Below are 16019 nucleotides of genomic sequence, written 5' to 3' on the forward strand. Positions count from 1 at the left end.
CAGCGGTCCTTCCATGACGATGGATTCTCCAGACCAGCCGATCGCGGTCATCATCCTTGCCGCGGGCAAGGGTACGCGCATGAAGTCCGATCTGCACAAGGTGCTCCACCCGATTGCGGGGCGACCGATGCTGCTGCATCTGATCGCGAACGCGGGCGCGCTGGCGCCGGCGCGTACCGTCGTGGTCACCGGTGCGGGCCGCGCGCAGGTCGAGGCGGCGGTCGCGCCGCTCGGCATCGCCACCGCGCTTCAGGCGGAACAGCTCGGCACCGGCCATGCGGTTGCGCAGGCGCGCGCGGCGCTCGACGGATTCGAAGGCGACGTGCTGGTCCTCTATGGCGACGTGCCGCTGGTCACCGCCGCGACGATGCGGCGGATGATCGACCGCCTCCACGGCGACGACACGCCGGCCGTGGTCGTGCTCGGCTTCCGCCCCGCCGATCCCGGTGCCTATGGTCGCGTCATCGCCGATGCTGCCGGCCGGATGGACCGGATCGTCGAATACAAGGACGCGTCGGCGGCGGAACGGGCGGTGACGCTGTGCAATTCCGGGCTGATGGCGGTGCGGTCGTCCGATCTGTTCGCGTTGCTCGACCGGCTTGGCAACGACAATGCCGCGGGCGAATATTACCTGACCGATATCGTCGGGCTGGCAGGTTCGGATGGCCAGGCGTCCGCTGTGATCGAAACAGGGGCGGACGAAGTCGCGGGCGTCAACAGCCGCGGTGAACTGGCGGGTGTCGAGGCGGCATGGCAGGCGACGCGCCGCGCGCAGGCGATGGCCGCCGGCGTGACGCTGATCGCCCCCGACACGGTGTGGTTCGCGCACGACACGATCCTCGGGCGCGACGTGACGATCGAGCCCAACGTCGTGTTCGGCCCCGGCGTCCGCGTCGCCGACGGTGCGGTCATCCATGCCTTCAGCCATGTCGAGGGCGCGACGATCGGTGCGGGCGCGGATGTCGGGCCGTTCGCGCGTCTGCGCCCCGGCGCGGATCTGGGCGCAGGGTCGCGCGTCGGCAATTTCGTCGAGGTGAAGAAGGCGACGATCGGCGCGGGTGCGAAGGTCAACCACCTGAGCTATATCGGTGATGCCGAGATCGGCGCGCGCGCGAACATCGGCGCTGGCACGATCACCTGCAATTACGACGGCTATTTCAAATATCGCACGGTGATCGGCGCGGGGACGTTCATCGGGTCGAACTCCGCGCTGGTCGCGCCCGTCACGATCGGCGACGGCGCGATCGTTGCAGCGGGCTCCGTGGTGACGCAGGATGTCGCCGCCGACGCGCTCGCGCTGGTTCGCCCGCCGCAGGTCGCGAGACCCGGCTGGGCGGCACGGTTCCGCGAAAAGATGCTGGCAATGAAGGCGGCAAGGGCGTGACGCTGCGCACCGTCGGGCTCGTCGCCGCGCTCGGCCTCGCCGCCTGCGCCACGCCGCAGCCGTCGCGCGACGCGCTTCCGGCGATGGTCGCGATCGAGCGCGCGGCGGCGCTCGCACCCGGCGCCTATCCCGGGCTGTTCGTGCTGACGGTCCGCGCGTCGGGGCGGCAGGACGGCCATCTGTACCTCAATTCCGAGACCGACTACCGCGACCAGCGCAACGTCTCGCTCGAGATCGCGCCGGTCGCGCAGGGTCAGCTCGAGATGCGGCTCGGCGCGCCCGTCGAGACCGCGCTCCAGGGCCGGCGGATCGAGATCGAGGGCGAGGCGCGCCGGGTGAGGATCGATTTTCTCACCGACGGCCGACCGACCGGAAAATATTATTACCAGACCCAGATTTTCATCGCGCGGGGCGATCAGCTCCGCTCGGTCGACTGAACGAACGGACGTAATCATATGTGTGGCATCGTAGGAATCCTCAGCAACGACGACGTTGCCGGCCGGCTGCTCGACGGGCTCAAGCGGCTCGAATATCGCGGCTATGATTCGGCGGGGATCGCGACCGATTTCGACGGCGCGATCGAGCGGCGGCGCGCGTCGGGCAAGCTGGTGAACCTGGCGAACGAACTCGCCGCGCATCCGCTGCCGGGCAAGACCGGGATCGCGCACACGCGCTGGGCGACGCATGGCGGCCCGACCACCAACAACGCGCACCCGCACGCTACCGGCGAGGTCGCGGTCGTCCACAACGGCATCATCGAGAACTTCAAGCCGCTGCGCGAGGAACTGATCGCGCGGGGCCGGACCTTCACCAGCGAGACCGACACCGAGGTCGTCGCGCATCTCGTCAGCGAGAAGGTCGAGGCGGGAATGGACCCGGTGTCCGCGGTCCGCGAGATCCTGCCGCGGCTGCACGGTGCGTTCGCGCTCGCGATCCTGTTCCGCCAGCATCCCGACCTGCTGATCGGTGCGCGGCTCGGCTCGCCGCTGGTCGTCGGCCACGGCGAGGGCGAGATGTTCCTCGGCTCGGACGCGCTCGCGCTCGCGCCGCTGACGCAGCGTATTGCCTATCTCGACGAGGGCGACTGGGTCGTGCTGACGCGCGACGGCGCGCAGGTCTATGACCGCGACAACGCACCCGTCGAGCGCGCGATCACGCTGTCGGGGATCACCGGCGAGGTGATCTCGAAGGGCAACCACAAGCATTACATGCTCAAGGAGATCTACGAGCAGCCGATCGTCGTCGCGCAGACGCTGCGTTCGTACCTGAAGCGGATGGAGGGCGAGGTTTCGCTGCCGATCCCCGAATTCGACCTGTCGACCATCAAGCGCGTCACGATCGTCGCGTGCGGAACGAGCTTCTACGCGGGCATGGTCGCCAAATATTGGTTCGAGCAGTTCGCGCGCGTGCCCGTCGACCTCGATGTCGCATCCGAATTCCGCTACCGCGCGCCGGTAATGGAGGCGGGCGGCCTCGCGTTGTTCATCTCGCAGTCGGGCGAGACCGCGGACACGCTGGCGGCGCTGCGCCACGCCAAGGCCGAGGGGCAGAAGATCGCGGTCGTCGTCAACGTGCCGACCAGCTCGATGGCGCGCGAGGCTGACCTGCTGCTGCCGACGCATGCGGGCCCCGAGATCGGCGTCGCGTCGACCAAGGCGTTCACCTGCCAGCTCGCCGTCCTTGCCGCGCTCGCCGCCAACCTCGCGCGGGCGAAGGGGCTGCTGACGCGCGAGCAGGAGCGCGAGATCGCGCGGCACCTCGCCGAGGCGCCCGCCGCGTTGAACGGCGCGCTCGCCTATGACGAGGCGATCGAGGCGATGGCGCACACCGTCGCGGGCGCGCGCGACGTGCTGTATCTCGGTCGCGGGACGGATTATCCGCTCGCGCTCGAGGGCGCGCTGAAGCTGAAGGAAATCAGCTATATCCATGCCGAGGGCTATGCCGCGGGCGAGATGAAGCACGGCCCGATCGCGCTGATCGACGAGCATGTCCCCGTCATCGTCATCGCGCCGTCGGGGCCGCTGTTCGACAAGACCGTCAGCAACATGCAGGAAGTGATGGCGCGCGGCGGCAAGGTCGTGCTGATCAGCGACTATGACGGTATCCAGGCGGCGGGCGAGGGCTGCATGGCGACGATCACCATGCCCAAGGTCCATCCGCTGATCGCGCCGCTGGTCTATGCGGTGCCGGTCCAGCTGCTCGCCTATCATGTCGCGGTGCTCAAGGGCACCGACGTCGACCAGCCGCGCAATCTCGCCAAGTCGGTGACCGTCGAATAGGCGGGCGCCGCGGCGCGAGGCTCAGGCTGCGGCGCGCTCGATCGTCGCGGCGCCTGCGGTGCCGTTGAACTGCGCGATCCACGGCAGGAGCGCGTCCGCCTCGAGCGCGGGGGCGAACGCGTAGCCCTGTACCTCGTCGCAGCCCATGTTGGTCAGCATCGCGACCGCGTCCGCCGTCTCGACGCCCTCGGCAACCACGCGCAGGCCAAGTTCGCCGATCAGCGTGATCATCGTCGCGATGATCGTCTCGCCGCGCCCGTCGTCGGCGCCGAGCGCATCGACGAACGACTTGTCGATCTTGACGACGTCCGCAGGCAGCGTCTGGAGATAGGCGAGGCTGCTGTGTCCGGTGCCGAAATCGTCGATCGCAATCCGGATGCCCGTCGCCGCCAGCGCCTCGAGCCGGGCGAGCGCGAGCACGGAATTCTCCATCACCGCAGTTTCGGTCACTTCGAGTTCGAGCATCGCCGGCGGGATCGCGTGGCGCGCAAGCGCGGCGGTGATCTGTTCGACGAAATCGTCGTCCTCCAGATTGGAGGTCGCGATATTGATCGACAGCGGCAGCACGAGTCCTTGCTCACGCCAGTGGAGATGCTGACGTAGCGCGGTCTCGAGGACGAACGCGGTGGTCGGCTTCGCCAGCGCGGTGCGCTCGATCACCGGGATGAACTCGCCCGGCGACACCTCGCCGAGCCGCGGATGCCGCCACCGCAGCAGCGCCTCCACGCCCACGCACCGGCGTCGGGCAAGGTCGATTCGCGGCTGATAGACCAGCCGCATCTGCCCGCAGGTTTCCAGCGCGGCACCGTACGCCAGGAGCAGCGTGATGTTGCGCGACTGTTCGGTCTCCCGTTCGCTGGCCCGCGTGAAGACGCTGATGAACCCCGGCGCCGTCTGCGCATCCTGTGCGGCGCCATGTCCGGCGCGCAGCAGTTCCTGCGACCGCATCGTGCCCAGCGTTACCGGAACGATGCCGGCGGCGGTCGTCGTGACGTACCGTGCGAGCGAGGTCGTGCGCGATGTCTCGAGCCCGGCGGCGACCACCTTGATATAGGCGCTCAACGAAACGTCCGCACGCGACAGGAACGCGAACTGCGTCGCGGCGATGTGATAGACGACGCGGTCCGCATCGACGAGCGTGCGGACCGTCTGCGCGGCGTCCTTCACGAACGTCTCGATATAGCTTGCGCCCATCACGCGCGTCAGCGTTCCCAGTTCATCGGCGCGCGCGAGATCGACCATCACCATGAACCGCTGCTGCCCCGGGCAGTCGCGCGTAAGATCCTCGAAATCCTCGACGAACTGAAACCGGTTGGGCAGGCCGCTGACCGGATCGACCCGGCCGAACGCATGGCGAAGCTCGATCTGCGCCATCACCATGGCCGCCAGATCGGTCAGTGCCGCGGTTTCTTCGGGCGCCGGCGACCGCGGCTCGGTGCCGAGGACGCAAAGCGCGCCGAGCCCGTGCCCGTCATGCGTCACCAGCGGTGCGCCCGCGTAGAACCGGATCCCGGCGTCCGCGAGCGCGCTGTCGCTATAGCAGGGGTCCGAGGCGAGGTCGGGTATGACGAGCATCGCCCCCGTTTCGGTGACCTCGGCGCAGGGTGCCTTGTGCCGCGCGATCGTGTCGTGCGAGATGCCGACGCGCGACTTGAACCATTGGCGATCCGTATCGGTCAGCGACACCGCGCCGATCGGCAGCCCGAAGATCTGGCACGCCATCCGGGTGATCCGGTCGAAGCTCTCGCTCGGGGGTGTGTCGAGAAGATTGAGTTGGCGCAAGGCATAGAGCCGGGCGCCTTCATCCGATACGGACATATGGTGCTCCAGTCGTACCGCGGTTTTGCGGCCACACGAATCAAACTAAACTTATGTTATTAACATATAATGAAATTGTCCGCGGGCGTTGCTTTGTCGCGGCTCGGTCACGCCGTGGGCGCGTCGCCTCCCCGGTGCCAACGCGCTTGACGGATCGGACCGACCACGGTGAAGCGACCCGACGCAGGATCGGGGATCGGATATGAGCGAAGCACCATTGGTGGCAGGGATCGAGCTTGGTGGGACCAAGTGCATCTGCATCCTCGCGCGGGGCCCCGATGCGATCGAGGAGAGTGTCCGGATCCCGACGACGCGGCCCGAAGAGACACTGGCCGCGATCGAGGCGGTGCTCGACCGGTGGAGCGGATTTACCGCGATCGGCATCGCGAGCTTCGGTCCGGTCTCGATCGACCGGGGGGCGAGCGACTACGGGCACATCACCTCGACCCCCAAGCCGGGCTGGGCGGGCACCGATATCGCGGGGCGCCTGCATCGTCGCTATGGCGTTCCGACCGGCTTTCACACCGACGTCGTCGGCGCCGCGCTGGCAGAGGCCTGCTGGGGCGCAGCGCAGGGCCTTGCCGACATCGCCTATGTCACGGTCGGGACGGGGGTCGGCGCCGGCCTGATCGCCAATCACCGTCCGGTCGATGGCCTGACGCATTCCGAACTCGGCCATATCCGCCCGGTCCGCGTCGCGGGCGACGACTGGATCGGCGCATGCCCGTTCCACGGCGCGTGTCTCGAAGGGCTGGTGTCGGGGCCGGCGATCGCCGCACGGCTTGGTCATCCGGCCGACGATGCAGCCGCCGATCACCCGGTGTGGGACGGCGTCGCCGAGGCGCTCGGGCAATTATGTCATACGCTGGTGCTCACCGGGATCCCGCGGCGGATCGTGATCGGCGGCGGCGTGATGGGGGCGGGCCATCTCTATCCGCGGATCCGCGCGGCGATGACGCGCAGCCTCGGCGGCTATGTCACGCTTCCCGAAGTCGCGCTGGTCGACAGCTTCATCGTGCCGCCGTCACTCGGCGGCAATGCGGGGCCGCTCGGCGCGATCGTGCTTGGTACACAAGCGCTTGGCCAACAAATCGCGGCCGCTTTCACGCCATCTTAACGCTGTTTGCCTAGCCCGCCGACCAACGACGCGAAGCACGGGACACCGCCCTATCCAGCGGAATCCCGTCTCGCGAGGAGCGGTTGTGCATGCGTATTCTGATCGTCGACGACGAGGCTGCCGTCCATGACGGCTACCGGGCCGCCTTTGCGCCTGCCGAGGATCTTGGCGGAAGCAACGGCAGGATCGTCGAGCTTGCGCATGCGCTGCAGGGGCTCGAGGCGGTCAATGCGGTCGCGCAGTCGCGGACCGATGGCGATCCGTTCGCGGTCGCGTTCATCGACATCCGGATGCCGCCGGGGATCGATGGCCGCGAAACCGCGCGGCGAGATCCGCGCGCTCGATCCCGACATCGCGATCGTCATCGTCACCGGCCTTGCCGCGATTCGCCTCGACGAGATCGCGCGCGACGCCGGGCCGATCGACAAGCTTTTCCACATCGCCAAGCCGTTCACGCCCGCCGAGGTCCGCCAGACCGCGGCGGCGCTCGCCGAGCGGTGGCACGTCGACCGCCGGCACGACGCCACGCTTGCCACGCTCGCGCGGCGGATCGACCAGCTCGAGGTCCGTGCCGCCGAACTCGCCGCCAACGAGAGCCGTGCGCTGCATCTGGCGACGCATGATTCGCTGACCGACATGCCCAATCGGCTCGCGTTCCAGCGCGTGCTGGGCGAGCGCGCGCGCGTCGACGGCGATTTCGCGACGGTGATGATCGACCTCGATCGCTTCAAGCTCGTCAACGACACGCTGGGCCATCTGGCGGGCGATGCGCTGATCCGCGAGATCGGCATGATCCTGATGCGGTCCGCGCCCGAAGGCGCGATGGTCGCGCGGCTCGGCGGCGACGAATTCGGGATCCTGTTCGACGCGTCCGGCGAGGCGGAGGCGGTGCGCGCCTGCGACGCGATCATCGCGGCGTGCTCGGTCAGCCTGCAGGTGTTCGGCAATTCGGTTCAGGGCGGGGCCTCCGCAGGGCTGGTCGTCACGCAGGGCGGGGAGGGGATCGATCCGCTCGACATCATGCGCCGCGCCGATCTCGCGCTCAACGACGCCAAGCGCAACGGCCGCCGGATCGTCCGCGTGTTCGACGAGACGATGGACGAGGATATCCGCTTCCGCCGGCGGATCGAGGGCTGGCTCGGCCAGGCGATCGCGCGCAACGAACTCAGCCTCGTGTATCAGCCGATCGTCGCGCGCGAGACGATCGCGGTCGTCGGGTTCGAGGCGCTGCTTCGCTGGGACACCGCGGCGCACGGCGCGATCAGCCCCGCGCTGTTCATGCCGATCGCGGAGGAGTCCAACCTCGTCCACGATCTCGGCGACTGGGTGCTCGACAACGCGCTTGCGGTACTGGCGGACTGGCCGGGGCAATATGTCTCGGTCAATTTCAGCCCGCGCCAGTTCCGCCGGCACAATTTCGTCGACTATGTGCTCGACCGGGTCGCGCGTGCCGGTGTCGCGCCCGCGCGGCTGCAGATCGAGATCACCGAACCCGCGATCTTCGACGATGCCGAACGCGCCGCGCAGACGCTGGCGACGTTGCGCAGCCACGGCTTCCGGATCGCGCTCGACGATTTCGGGACGGGCTATTCGAGCCTGCACAACATCCGCACCTTCGCGCTCGATTCGCTCAAGATCGACCGCAGCTTCATCGACGGGATGGGCCGCGAGCGCGAGAGCGCGGCGATCGTCCATTCGATCATCCATCTCGGCCGCGCGCTCGGCCTCGGGGTCATCGCCGAAGGGGTCGAGACCGAGGCGCAGGTCCAGGCGCTGCGGCTTGCGGGGGCGAGCCATCTCCAGGGCTATTTCTTCTCGCATCCGATCTGTGCCGACACCGCGCGGACGATGGCGGCGTCGGGGCCGCTCACCGCGGTCGGCAAGGCGAGCGATGCGTCGAGCCGGGTCCCGCTCCGCGCCTTTCGCTAGCCCCGCCCGTCTTGGCAGGCATCACAGCAATATCGGCTGCGCATCCTCTTCGCCGACGATCCCGGACAGCGTCAGCCCGAGCAACCGGACGCCGTCGGGCACGGGCAATTGCGCCATCAACAGGTCGAGCCCGGCACGCAGGAAGGCCGCCTTGTCGTTGACCGCGCTGTTCGACGACCGCGCGCGCGTGATCGTCCGGAAATCGGCATGGCGCAGCTTGAGCGTGACCGTCCGCCCGCGCGTGCCGTGGCGTTCGATCCGTACCCAGGCCGCATCGGCAACCCGGTGCAACGCCTCGCGCAGCGCCTCCGGGTCGCTCAGGTTGGTCTCGAACGTCCGTTCCGCGCCGACCGACTTGGCCGGCCTATTGACGCGGACGGGGCGGTGATCGATCCCGCGCGCCGCACCGTAGAGATAGTCGGCATAGCTGCCGAAATGCGCCTGGAGGAACGGCAGCGGCCGCTCGAGCAGGTCCGCACCAGTCAGGATGCCGAGCTGCTCCATTTTCCTGGCGGTCACCGGTCCGACCCCGTGGAAGCGCTTGACCGGCAGCGACGCGACGAAGGCGGCGCCGCGCTTCGGCGTGATGACGCAGATCCCGTCGGGCTTGTTCTGGTCCGAGGCGAGCTTGGCGATGAACTTGTTGTAACTGACGCCCGCCGACGCGGTCAGCCCGGTATCCGCCTTGATCCGCGTGCGGATTTCCTCGGCGATCGCCTGCGCGGACCCGACGCCGCGAATATCGTCGGTCACGTCGAGATACGCCTCGTCGAGCGAGAGCGGCTCGACCAGCGGGGTATAGTCGGCGAAGATCGCACGGATCTGATCCGAAACCGAGCGGTAGACGTCGAAGCGCGGCGGGACGAAGACCAGATCGGGGCATTTGCGCAACGCGGTGACCGATGGCATCGCGCTGTGGACGCCGAATGCGCGCGCTTCGTAGCTTGCCGCCGCGACCACCCCGCGCGCGCGCGATCCGCCGACCGCGACGGGCCGCCCCTTCAGCGTCGGATCGTCGCGCTGTTCGACCGAGGCATAGAAGGCGTCCATGTCGACATGGATGATCTTGCGCTGGACCGGCGGGTGGGTAGGAGGGGCGGCCATCTGCACCGCAGATAGGCCCTGACGCCGCGCGGAAACAGAGCGTCGTTACGGCGTTGAGCAAATTCGGCCGGGCGCACTCTGCGCCGACAAGGGGACCTGACGTGCGGATCGGAACCGAATGCTGGCGTATCGAACGCGCGGACCAGATGTCCGTGATCGTCGATGCGGAAGAATATTTCCGCCAGGCGCGTGTCGCGATGCTGAATGCCAAGCGGCGGATCATGCTGATCGGCTGGGATTTCGATGCGCGGATCCAGCTCGAACCCGGTGTCGACCGCCCCGGTGAACCGCCCACGCTCGGCGCGTTCATCCTGTGGCTGGTCGAACGCCAGCCCGATCTCGAGATTTTCCTGCTCCGCTGGGATACCGGTGCGATCAAGTCGCTGTTCCGCGGTTCGACGCTGTTCACGATGATGAAGTGGATGCGGCATCCGCGCATCCATACCAAGCTCGACGGGCATCACCCGACCGCGGGATCGCATCACCAAAAGATCGTGATCATCGACGACTGCCTCGCCTTTTGCGGCGGGATCGACATGACCGGCGATCGCTGGGACACGCGCGAGCATCGCCACGACGATCCGCGCCGTCTGCGTCCCTCGGGCCGCGCGTATAAGCCGTGGCACGACGCGATCAGCGCGGTCGCAGGCCCCGTCGCGACCGCGCTGGGGCAGCTGTTCCGCGATCGCTGGGTGCTGGCGGGCGGCGTGCCGATCGCCGAGGCGAGCCCGGGCGCCGCGTGCTGGCCCGACGAACTCGGCGTGCATTTCCGCGACGTCGACGTCGCGATCGCGCGGACCGAGCCCGAGATGGACGACCAGGTCCCGGTGCACGAGAGCGAGGCGCTGTTCCTCGCGCAGATCGCCGGCGCCAAGCGGCATCTCTATATCGAGAGCCAGTATTTCGCGTCGCGCAAGATCGCCGAGGCGGTCGCGCGCCGGCTCGACGAGGCGGACGGGCCCGAGATCGTGATCATCAACCCGGTGACTGCACAAGGCTGGCTCGAGCCGATCGCGATGGATACCGCGCGTGCCCGGCTGATGACCGCGCTGGCGCACCGCGACGTCCACAAGCGGCTGCGCATGTACCATCCCTACACCAGCGGCGGCGAGGCGATCTATTGCCATGCCAAGATCCTGATCGCAGACGATCAGGTCTTCCGGCTGGGCTCGTCGAACATGAACAACCGGTCGCTGCGGCTCGACACCGAATGCGACCTCGCGATCCGCGCGCATGACGAGGCGACGAGCACGGGCATCACCGCGATCCGCAACGACCTGATCGCCGAGCATCTCGCGGTCGATGTCGAGGTCGTGACGACGATGATCGCAGAGACGGGGTCGCTGATCGAGACGATCGAGCGGCTGCGCGGGCAGGGCAAGTCGCTGCGCGCCTATGAGGCGCCCGACCTGACCGCGGTCGAGGCATGGCTCGCGGACAACGAGGTGCTCGATCCCGAGGGCCCCGAGGAGATGTTTGAAAGCTTCTCGGAGCGCGGCCTGTTCCGCCGCCTCCACCTCCGCCGCTCGAAGAAGAAATGACTTATCCTCCCCCGCCAGGGGGAGGTGGCGCCAAAGGCGACGGAGGGGGAGGACGCGGCACAGGCGTTTCCCTTGCCGCCCCCTCCGTCAGGCTGACGCCTGCCACCTCCCCCTGGCGGGGGAGGATTGGGGCTAGAACAGCCCTTCGATCAGTCCGTCCGCATCGAGGCGGATCGCCTCCGCCGCCGGCACGCGCGGCAGGCCGGGCATCGTCATGATCTCGCCGCAGATCGCGACGACGAAGCCCGCGCCCGCGGCCAGCCGCACCTCGCGCACCGGCACGATATGCCCGGTCGGCGCGCCGAGCAGCGCAGGGTCGCTCGAGAAGCTGTACTGCGTCTTGGCGAGGCACACCGGCAGGTGGCCGTAGCCGGCATCTTCCCAGCGCTTGAGCTGCGCGAGCACGCTGGGCTCCGCCACCGCATGCTCGGCGCGGTAGATGCGCCGCGCAACCGTGTCGATCTTGTCGAACAGCGACAGCTCGTTACCGTAGAGCGGCGCGAAACTGGCGGCGTGCGTGTCGCACAGATCGGCGACTGCATCGGCGAGCTTGGTCGCGCCCGCGCCGCCGTCGGCCCAGTGGCGGCACAGGATCGCGCGAGCGCCGTGTGCGCTCGCCGCCTCGTGGACGACCGCGATCTCGGCCTCGCTGTCGGTGTGGAAATGGTTGATCGCGACGACCGCGGGGACGCCGAACTGGCGGATATTCTCGATATGGCGGACGAGGTTGACCGCGCCGCGCCGGACCGCCTCGACGTCCTCCGCGCCCAGATCGGCCTTGGCGACGCCGCCGTTCATCTTGAGCGCGCGGACGGTTGCGACGATCACCACCGCATCGGGGGACAGCCCCGCCTGGCGGCATTTGATGTCGAAGAACTTCTCCGCGCCCAGATCCGCGCCGAAGCCCGCCTCGGTCACGACATAGTCGCCCAGCGCCAGCGCCGCGCGCGTCGCGATCACCGAGTTGCAGCCATGCGCGATATTGGCGAACGGCCCGCCGTGCAGGAAGGCAGGGTTCCCCTCGAGCGTCTGGACGAGGTTGGGCTTGATCGCCTCCGCCAGCAGGACCGCCATCGCGCCGTCGGCCTTCAGGTCGCGCGCGGTGACGGGGGTGCGGTCACGCGTATAGGCGACGACGATGTCGCCCAGCCGCCGCTCCATGTCGGCGAGATCCTCGCTGAGGCACAGGATCGCCATGACCTCGGACGCCACGGTGATGTCGAACCCCGATTCGCGGGGGAAACCATTGGCGACCCCGCCGATCGACTGGACGATGTCGCGCAGCGCACGGTCGTTCATGTCGAGCACGCGGCGCCACACCACGCGCCGCACGTCAATCTGCAGCGCGTTGCCCCAGTGGATATGGTTGTCGATCATCGCCGCGAGCAGGTTGTGCGCCGCGGTGATCGCGTGGAAATCGCCGGTGAAATGGAGGTTGATGTCCTCCATCGGTGCGACCTGCGCGCGCCCGCCGCCGGTCGCCCCGCCCTTGGTCCCGAAGCACGGCCCCAGCGACGGTTCGCGCAGCGCGAGCACGGTCTTGCGACCCGTCAGGTTCAGCGCGTCGGCGAGCCCGACCGAGGTCGTGGTCTTGCCCTCGCCCGCAGGCGTCGGGTTGATCGCGGTGACGAGCACGAGCTTGCCGCGCCGCCCGGTCTCGCGCTGCGCCTGCAGCCAGTCGAGCGAGACCTTCGCCTTGAACCGGCCATAGGGCTCGACCGCGTCGTCGGGAATGCCGAGCGCGTCGGCGATCTGCGCGATGGGGCGCAGCGCGACGCTGCGGGCGATGGCGATGTCGGTGGTCATGACCTAGTTCTTCAGTTTCCAGCCGCTTTTCAGCAGCATGTAGCACAGGGTGGCGAGCACGACGTCGATCGCCAGGATGACGAGGCCGCCGACGATCACCGGCGAATCGGCAACGCCCAGAAAGCCGTAGCGAAAGCCCGAGATGATGTAGAAGAACGGATTGACGTGGCTGAACGCGCGGAACGCGGGCGCCAGCGTGTCGACCGAATAGAAGGTGCCCGACAAGAGCGACAGCGGCGCGACCACGAAATTGGTCACCGCGGCGGCATGGTCGAACTTGTCCGCCCAGATCGAGGTCAGCACGCCGAGCAGCGCGAGGAAGGTCGCGCCGAGCAGCCCGAACCACAGGATCGCGAGCGGGGCATGCGGCGTGACATGCACGCCCGGATACAGCGCCATCGCCGCCCAGACGACGCACCCGACGAGCACCGCGCGCGTCACCGCTCCGCCGACGAGCGCGGCGAGCAGCTCGCCGGTCGACAGCGGCGGCTGGAGATAGTCGACGATCGTGCCCTGCATCTTGCCGACCAGCAGCGAGAAGCTCGCATTGGCGAAGGCGGGGCCCATCATGCCCTGGCTGATGATCAGCCCGGGGGCGATGAAGTCGGCGAACATCACGGTTTCGCCGCCGACCAGCACGGGGCGTTTGGCGCCTGTCGCGATCGTGAAAACGATCAGGAACAGCAAGGTCGTCATTGCCGGTGCCCACACCGTCTGCAGCTGCACCTTGAAGAAACGGCGCACCTCCTTGATATAGAGGGTACGAAGTCCCTCCCAGTTCACGTTGCGAATGACGGGAACGCCGGGGGCGGACTGCACCGCCGACTGGATTTCACCGATTGGGGGCTGGCTGCTCATGGGGGTTGCGGGTAATCGCTGCCGCTGCCGCCCGCAACCCGGTTGACGAAGACCATGTCGGCCGACCCGAAGACTGAGGAACGAACATGTCCTGGACCGACGAGCGTATCGAGACGCTCAAGACGATGTGGGAAGCCGGCCAGACCGCCAGCCAGATCGCAGAAGCGCTGGGTGGCGTCAGCCGCAACGCCGTGATCGGCAAGGCGCACCGCCTCGAACTCCAGGCGCGTCCGTCGCCGGTAAAGCCCAACGATCCCGACGCGAAGGCGGCTGAAAAGTCGGGCGATGCGGTCGTTGCGCCAGCGCCGGTCGCCGGGGCCGCAGCGACCGAACCGGTCTCCGCCCAGCCTGTCCCGTCACAGCCTGCCGCGGTTCCGCCGCCGCCCGTGTCCAAGCCAGCCGTCGTCGCGGCGGCTCCTGCACCGCGTGCGGAGCCCGTGGCGACCGTGCCGGTGGACGCGCCGGTCGAGGCTGCGCCGGCCCCTGCGACTCGCGCAGTCGATCAGGATGACGACGAGGACGAGGATGATGACGACGTGGTCGAGCCGGCCGCGGCGCCGGTGCGTGCGCCACAGCCGATCCTGCGCTCGATCGGGCCCGGTGGCTTCCTGCGCCAGGCACCCGGCGAGCAGCAGCCGCCGAGCACGCCGGCGCCGCCGCGTCGCCTCGTCCCCGCAAAGCCATCCGCGGACATGGCCGACAAGACGAGCCTGCTCGATCTGAACGATCGCATCTGCAAATGGCCGCTCGGCCATCCCGGCGAGCCCGATTTCCACTTTTGCGGTGACAAGGTGAACCCGGGGTTCCCGTATTGCGTCGCGCATTGCGGTCATGCCTATCAGGCACAGCTCCCGCGCCGTGACCGTCGTCCGACGCCACCACTGCCCTTTGGCGGGCCGCGCGCGCGCTAAGACTGGGGGGGCGTTTTCGCCCCCCTCGGCCCGGGTATCCCTCCCGCGAGCCAGGTCCTAGGCCCCACCCCGGCCAACGCCGGGGCCCAATTGGCAAGGCCGGGGTGATGGCGGGCAACGCAAAGTTGCCTCCGCCCCCCAATTGGGCCCCGGGGTGGGCCTAAAGAATGGGGTAGGGCAAAGAAAAGGGCCGCCTCCCTTAGCGGGAAGCGACCCTCTATTCTCACCCGCGCCGCGGCAAAGCCGCGTCGTCGGACGTCGCCGAGGCGACGCCGGCCGAGCTTGGGGATGTGACGCCTGTTGGCGTCACATCCCCTGCGCTTAGAACCGGAACGCGGCCGTGGCGCGCAGGCTGTGCCAGCGGAAATTGTCGTCGCTGCGACGGAAGTCGGTGCCGGTCGTGTTCGGCGCGAGCACGAACGGGTTGGTCGCAGGCTGCGTGCCCTGCGTCACGCGGACGCGGAAGTCGTCGTCCTGATACTGATGGAACATATATTCCATGCCGACCGAGATGTTCGGCGTGACTTTCTGCTCGATGCCGCCGCCGCCGAGGATGCCGAACTGCTGGCGCTTGCCGCTCTGCTGATAGGCGTTGCCCGTGTTCGTGCTGTAGAAGTCACGGTCGATCTTGGCATAGCCTGCACCGAACGTGCCGTAGAACAGCGTAGTGTTGACCGCATAGCCGGCGCGGCCACGGATCGACGCTTCCCAATCGACGCTGCGCGTCATGACGTAGCTGGCAGGGGTCGTCGAAAACGCGGTCACGCTGTCGGTGATCTCGCTCTTGCCGAATTCGCCGACGACGCCGACGACGATGTTGCCACGCTGCGTGTCCATGCCGACGCGGCCGTAATAGGCGGCGCCGTCCTTGTCCTTGCGGCAGCCGCCGCCGCCGGCGAGCGTCGTCGCGCGCGTCGCACCGTTGCAGAAGCCGCTGCTGAACGCGTTTGCGCCGGCAGCCGTCGTCACGGTATCGCCGAACCGGCCGTCGAGGTTGCGGTCGAACAGGATCGACGAACCGGCATCGTTCGGCTGGACGTCATAGCCACCCGCTGCGCCGATATAGATGCCGCTGAACGGCGCGTCCTCGGTGGTCTCCTGCGCAAAGGCAGGGGACGCGATCAGGCCGAGAGCGGCCGCGCCGGCAAGTGCGGCGTAGAAGGAAGTGCGCATGTAAACTCCGGGATTGTTTATCTAAACCAATTTAGGAACGGGTCGTCCCGGGAAATATATCCCTCGAGATGACGCGAACATGACAGAAAGTTCATGGTG

The 16019-nt window shown here is 68.1% G+C and carries 13 protein-coding genes; 7 read left to right on the forward strand and 6 right to left on the reverse strand.

Features of this window, described 5'->3' with window-relative positions:
• Nucleotides 1-19: 19 nt before the first annotated feature.
• From glmU to glmS, 3 genes are read left to right on the forward strand one after another with little or no spacing between them, the layout of a single operon-like run.
• On the forward strand, nucleotides 20-1384 hold the full coding sequence (gene glmU, locus QP165_RS14615) for a bifunctional UDP-N-acetylglucosamine diphosphorylase/glucosamine-1-phosphate N-acetyltransferase GlmU (protein WP_333997042.1): 1365 nt from the start codon (nucleotides 20-22) through the stop codon (nucleotides 1382-1384).
• Entirely contained in the window at nucleotides 1381-1821 is a 441-nt protein-coding gene (locus QP165_RS14620; RefSeq protein WP_333996178.1) for a hypothetical protein, read from the forward strand. The genes glmU and QP165_RS14620 overlap by 4 nt, the downstream gene beginning before the upstream one ends.
• Nucleotides 1822-1839: 18 nt before the next feature.
• The gene (gene glmS / locus QP165_RS14625) at nucleotides 1840-3663 is read left to right on the forward strand and encodes a glutamine--fructose-6-phosphate transaminase (isomerizing) (RefSeq protein ID WP_333996179.1); all 1824 of its coding nucleotides are present in this window, start codon (nucleotides 1840-1842) and stop codon (nucleotides 3661-3663) included.
• 21 nt (nucleotides 3664-3684) lie between these two features.
• On the opposite strand, the gene QP165_RS14630 is transcribed toward glmS, so the two are convergent.
• Nucleotides 3685-5481 carry an EAL domain-containing protein gene (locus QP165_RS14630; RefSeq protein WP_333996180.1) on the reverse strand — a complete coding sequence of 599 codons (1797 nt, stop codon included), beginning with the start codon at nucleotides 5479-5481 and terminating at the stop codon, nucleotides 3685-3687.
• Between the two features lie 202 nt (nucleotides 5482-5683).
• Here QP165_RS14630 and QP165_RS14635 point away from each other — a divergent pair, with 202 nt between their 5' ends.
• Entirely contained in the window at nucleotides 5684-6598 is a 915-nt protein-coding gene (locus tag QP165_RS14635) for an ROK family protein (protein WP_056020700.1), read from the forward strand.
• Between the two features lie 50 nt (nucleotides 6599-6648).
• Here the strand turns inward: QP165_RS14635 and QP165_RS14640 are convergent, their stop codons facing one another.
• The gene (locus tag QP165_RS14640; RefSeq protein ID WP_333996181.1) at nucleotides 6649-6963 is read right to left on the reverse strand and encodes a hypothetical protein; all 315 of its coding nucleotides are present in this window, start codon (nucleotides 6961-6963) and stop codon (nucleotides 6649-6651) included.
• On the opposite strand from QP165_RS14640, the gene QP165_RS14645 reads away from it, so the two are divergent.
• Nucleotides 6905-8527, forward strand: coding sequence for a putative bifunctional diguanylate cyclase/phosphodiesterase (locus QP165_RS14645; RefSeq protein WP_333996182.1), 1623 nt, complete (start codon nucleotides 6905-6907; stop codon nucleotides 8525-8527). The two genes, QP165_RS14640 and QP165_RS14645, sit on opposite strands and share 59 nt — an antisense overlap.
• A 21-nt stretch (nucleotides 8528-8548) precedes the next feature.
• Here the strand turns inward: QP165_RS14645 and dinB are convergent, their stop codons facing one another.
• Nucleotides 8549-9631, reverse strand: a complete 1083-nt coding sequence (gene dinB / locus QP165_RS14650) for a DNA polymerase IV (protein ID WP_333996183.1) — start codon at nucleotides 9629-9631, stop codon at nucleotides 8549-8551.
• Between the two features lie 146 nt (nucleotides 9632-9777).
• On the opposite strand from dinB, the gene QP165_RS14655 reads away from it, so the two are divergent.
• The gene (locus tag QP165_RS14655) at nucleotides 9778-11172 is read left to right on the forward strand and encodes a phospholipase D-like domain-containing protein (RefSeq protein WP_333997043.1); all 1395 of its coding nucleotides are present in this window, start codon (nucleotides 9778-9780) and stop codon (nucleotides 11170-11172) included.
• 132 nt (nucleotides 11173-11304) lie between these two features.
• Here QP165_RS14655 and QP165_RS14660 read toward each other — a convergent pair whose 3' ends face one another.
• Together QP165_RS14660 and QP165_RS14665 are read right to left on the reverse strand one after the other, a co-directional pair.
• Nucleotides 11305-12978 (reverse strand): formate--tetrahydrofolate ligase, encoded by a 1674-nt coding sequence (locus QP165_RS14660; protein ID WP_333996184.1) that lies wholly within the window; start codon nucleotides 12976-12978, stop codon nucleotides 11305-11307.
• A 3-nt stretch (nucleotides 12979-12981) separates the two neighbouring features.
• Nucleotides 12982-13836 carry an ABC transporter permease gene (locus QP165_RS14665; protein ID WP_333996185.1) on the reverse strand — a complete coding sequence of 285 codons (855 nt, stop codon included), beginning with the start codon at nucleotides 13834-13836 and terminating at the stop codon, nucleotides 12982-12984.
• An 86-nt stretch (nucleotides 13837-13922) separates the two neighbouring features.
• Between QP165_RS14665 and QP165_RS14670 the strand changes: the two genes are divergently transcribed.
• Nucleotides 13923-14747 (forward strand): GcrA family cell cycle regulator, encoded by an 825-nt coding sequence (locus tag QP165_RS14670; protein WP_333996186.1) that lies wholly within the window; start codon nucleotides 13923-13925, stop codon nucleotides 14745-14747.
• Between the two features lie 321 nt (nucleotides 14748-15068).
• Here QP165_RS14670 and QP165_RS14675 read toward each other — a convergent pair whose 3' ends face one another.
• Complete coding sequence (locus QP165_RS14675; RefSeq protein WP_333996187.1) at nucleotides 15069-15920, reverse strand: outer membrane protein; 852 nt, start codon at nucleotides 15918-15920, stop codon at nucleotides 15069-15071.
• Nucleotides 15921-16019: the final 99 nt, after the last annotated feature.

This window comes from Sphingomonas sp. 22R3R2A-7 (assembly GCF_036856055.1).
Lineage (GTDB): Bacteria > Pseudomonadota > Alphaproteobacteria > Sphingomonadales > Sphingomonadaceae > Sphingomonas.